Annotated in this window: 4 protein-coding genes; 3 read left to right on the top strand and 1 reads right to left on the bottom strand. The window is 70.0% G+C overall.

Annotated elements, in window-relative coordinates:
- The 3 genes from AC3XYG_RS23710 to AC3XYG_RS23700 form a co-directional block, all read left to right on the top strand.
- Positions 1-1,078 (top strand): ABC transporter ATP-binding protein (locus AC3XYG_RS23710; protein ID WP_489142327.1); only part of this gene is annotated, 1,078 nt, incomplete at its 5' end.
- Between the two features lie 2 nt (positions 1,079-1,080).
- On the top strand, positions 1,081-1,548 hold the full coding sequence (locus AC3XYG_RS23705; RefSeq protein ID WP_489142328.1) for a RidA family protein: 468 nt from the start codon (positions 1,081-1,083) through the stop codon (positions 1,546-1,548).
- Positions 1,549-1,560: 12 nt separating this feature from the next.
- Positions 1,561-2,772, top strand: coding sequence for an aminotransferase class V-fold PLP-dependent enzyme (locus AC3XYG_RS23700; protein ID WP_489142326.1), 1,212 nt, complete (start codon positions 1,561-1,563; stop codon positions 2,770-2,772).
- 36 nt (positions 2,773-2,808) lie between these two features.
- Here the strand turns inward: AC3XYG_RS23700 and gcvA are convergent, their stop codons facing one another.
- Complete coding sequence (gene gcvA / locus AC3XYG_RS23695) at positions 2,809-3,687, bottom strand: transcriptional regulator GcvA (protein ID WP_489142325.1); 879 nt, start codon at positions 3,685-3,687, stop codon at positions 2,809-2,811.
- Positions 3,688-3,806: the final 119 nt, after the last annotated feature.

Here is a 3,806-nt window from a genome sequence, read left to right as displayed (position 1 = left end):
CGGTGCCGGACCTGGCCGCGGTGCAGGCCGGCCATCGTTCCCGCTGCCGGAGGACCGACCAGCTATGACCGCCGCCGCCCTCCGCCCGGAGATCGACCCCACGACTCCGCTGCTCGACGTGCAGAACCTGTCCGTGCATTTCCCGATCGGCGGTGGCCGCGTGGTCCGCGCGGTCGAAAATGTCAGCCTGTCGATCCGGCGCAACAGCATCGTCGGTCTGGTCGGCGAATCCGGCTCCGGCAAGACCACCACCGGCCGCGCCATCCTGCGGCTGATCGAGCCGACCGGCGGCCGGGTGATGTTTGACGGCACAGATGTCACGGCCCTGCCGGAGAAGGCGTTCCGCGCCTGGCGCCGGCGGATGCAGATCGTGTTCCAGGATCCCTATGCCAGCCTGAACCCGCGCATGAGCGTGGCCGAGATCCTGGGCGAAGCGCTGGACACCCACGGCCTGGCCAAGGGCCGCCGCACCGAGCGGATCGGCGAGCTGCTGGAACGTGTCGGCCTCAGCGCCGATCACCGCCGTCGCTTCCCGCATGAATTCTCCGGCGGCCAGCGCCAGCGCATCGGCATCGCCCGGGCCCTGGCGGTGGAGCCCGACTTCATCGTGGCGGATGAGCCGGTCTCGGCCCTCGACGTCTCGGTCCAGGCCCAGGTGCTGAACCTGATCCAGGACATCCAGCGCGATCTCGGCCTGACCCTGCTGTTCGTCGCCCACGACCTCGCCGTGGTCGACTATCTCTGCGACGAGATCGTGGTGATGTATCTCGGCCGGATCATGGAAAAGGGGCCGACCCGGCTGGTCTACGACCGGCCGCGCCACCCCTACACCAAGGCGCTGCTGTCCGCCGCGCCGGTGCCCGACCCGCGGGCGAAGCGCGACCGCATCCTGCTGAAGGGCGACATCCCCAGCCCGATCAACCCACCCTCGGGCTGCGTCTTCCGCACCCGCTGCCCAATGGCCATCGACGCCTGCGCCCAGGCCGTGCCGCCGCTGACCGAACGCGAACCCGGGCGCTTCGTCGCCTGCATCCGCGATGCCGAACTGAACGACCAACCGAAGACGACCACGGATTGACCATGCCCAACGTCTACGACCGCCTTGCCGCGCTAGGCATCACCCTGCCCAAGGCGCCGCCGCCGGTCGCGAATTTCGAGACCCACCGCATCACCGGCCAGCTGCTGTTCCTGTCCGGCCAAGGCCCGACCGAGGCGGATGGCTTCATGCATCGCGGCAAGGTCGGCGCCGGCGTGGAGCGTGAGGACGCCTATCGCCATGCCCGGCTGACCGGCATCAACCTGCTGGCGGTGATGCAGGAGGCGCTGGGCGACCTCAACCGGATCACCAGCATCGTCAAGCTGCTCGGCATGGTCAACGCCGTGCCGGAGTTCGAGCATCATCCGGAGGTGATCAACGGCTGCTCCGACCTGTTCGTCGACCTGTTCGGCCCGGAGATCGGCCGGCACGCCCGGTCAGCGGTCGGCATGGGCTCGCTGCCGCGCCAGATCACCGTCGAGATCGAAGCCGTCGTCGAATTCGCGCGCTGAGAGGATTGTGAGATGAAGTCGAACGAGGATATCCGCCGCCGCATGGGCCTGCGCCCGGTGATCAACGTATCCGGCACCATGACCTCGCTGGGCGCCTCGATCGTGGTGCCCGAAGCGGTGCAGGCCGTCTCCGAGATCCTGCCGCAATTCGTTGACATCACCGACCTGCAGCGCAAGGCCAGTGCCCGGATCGCCCGGTCCTGCGCCACCGAGGCTGGCTTCGTCACCGCCTCGGCCTCGGCCGGGATCAGCCTGGCCGTGGCCGGCGCCATGACCGGCACCGACCTGCTGGCGATCGAGCGGCTGCCGGATACGCCTGGGCTGGCGAAGACCGAGGTGCTGCTGCAGGTCGGCCACATGGTCAGCTACGGCGCGCCGGTCGACCAGGCGGTGCGGCTTGCCGGCGCCAAGGTCGTGCCGGTCGGTACCGCCACCCAGGCGTCGGGCTATCAACTGGATGGTGCGATCACCGAACGCACGGCGGCGGCGCTCTACGTCGTCTCCCATCACGTGGTCCAGTACGGCCAGATCCCGCTCGAGGAGTTCGCCGCGATCTGCCACGCCAAGGGCGTGCCGGTCATCGTCGATGCCGCCTCGGAATACGATTTGACCGGCTTCGGCGCCCGCGGCGGTGACATCGTGATCTACAGCGCCCACAAGTTCCTGGGCGGGCCGACTGCCGGCATCGTCGCGGGACGTGAGGACCTGGTGCGCGCGGCCTATCTGCAGAACCGTGGCATCGGCCGCGGCATGAAGGTCGGCAAGGAGGGCGTGGTCGGCGCCATCGCCGCGCTCGATGCCTGGGAACAGCGTGACCATGCCGCGGCGCGGGCCCGCGAGGACGGCCATCTCAAGCTGTGGCACGAGGGTCTGGCGGGCTTGCCCGGGGTGACCGCGGTGATCGAGGCGGACCCGACCGACAATCCGCTCGACCGGCTGCGGGTGACGATCGACCTGGCCAAGGCCGGCCTGGCCGCCTGGGACGTCGCCGACCGTCTGGCCGCCGGCGACCCGCCGGTGATCATCCGCGACCACGAGGCCGAGCACGGCTATTTCTACCTCGACCCCTGCAACCTGCATGACGGCGAGGCACAGGTGGTGCTCGACCGCCTGCTGGCGGTGCTGCGCGGCGCGGCCGGCGACCCGCCGAAGGGCGACGCCCGCGCCCGGCTCGCCGCCCGCGCGCAGCGAGGGCTGGAGTCGCTGCTGCGGTTTCCGAAGTAGCGCTTTAAGGAAGCCAAGAGCGGCCTCAACCTTTGGCTACCCCGCAGCTTCCGCCAGCAGCCACAGCCGCATCGCAGCGACCTTGCGGCTGTCCCACAGCTCCGGCGGCGCGACAATGGTGAAGCTGCGGCCGGCGGGCAGGCGGATGTCCAGCGGCACCACCAGCTGCCCAGCCTGCAACTCGCGCTCGATCAGCGGCCGGGGCACCAGCGCGACGCCCTGGCCCAGCAGCGAGGCCTCGATCGCATGCAGCGTGTGGCTGAAGCGGACGCCGCGCCGGGCCTCGGCCTCGTCCCGGCCCAGGACGCGGTACCATTCGGCCCACAGGAAATGGGAATCGTGCAGCAGCGGCACGCGGGTGCCGAGATCCTCGACCGCGATGCGGCCGTCGGGGCCGCACAGGGCCGGGCTGCACACCGCCACCGGATTGGCCGGGAACAGCAGCTGCGAGGCGAGGCCGGGGTCGACGCCGAAGCCGTAGCGCACCGCCAAATCGACGCCGTCGCGGTGGAAATCGACCACGTCGTTGGAGGCGGAGAGGCGGACGTCGATGCCGGGATGGCCGCGGGTGAAGCTGTCCAGCCGCGGCACCAGCCAGCGCGACACGAAGCTGGGCGTGGCGCTGACTGTCAGCACCTCCGCCTGATGCGCGATCCGCGCCGCGGCATCGCCGATCAGCCGGAAGGCCTGTTCGACCGGCTGTAGCAGGGCTTCACCGGCCAAGGTCAGGGCCAGGCCGCGGGCCTGGCGCTCGAACAGCCGGGCACCCAGCGCTTGCTCCAGCCCGCGCACCTGCTGCGCCACAGCACTTTGGGTCACATTCATTGCCTCGGCCGCGGCCCGGAAGCTGAGATGCCGGGCCGCCGCACGGAAGGCGCGCAGGGCGTTGAGCGGCGGCAGCCCGTCGACCAGCATGAAGTTTTCCTACAGCCAGGGTGAAGAACTTCCCGTTTGTCTCCTCCATCCGCCGGGCGCATCTGTCAAGGGCAACGCAAAGGGAGACCCTTCATGAGCACGTCCGAACGGGTGGCCAT

The sequence above is a fragment of the Inquilinus sp. genome (assembly GCF_057815775.1).
The sequence above is the reverse complement of the archived record's forward strand: the minus strand, read 5'-3'. Positions and strand labels throughout refer to the sequence as shown.

Coding starts and splice junctions, on each gene's coding strand:
- AC3XYG_RS23705 (WP_489142328.1), top strand. CDS start 1,081: ATGCCCAACGTCTACGACCGCCTTGCCGCGCTAGGCATCACCCTGCCC.
- AC3XYG_RS23700 (WP_489142326.1), top strand. CDS start 1,561: ATGAAGTCGAACGAGGATATCCGCCGCCGCATGGGCCTGCGCCCGGTG.
- gcvA (WP_489142325.1), bottom strand. CDS start 3,687: ATGCTGGTCGACGGGCTGCCGCCGCTCAACGCCCTGCGCGCCTTCCGT.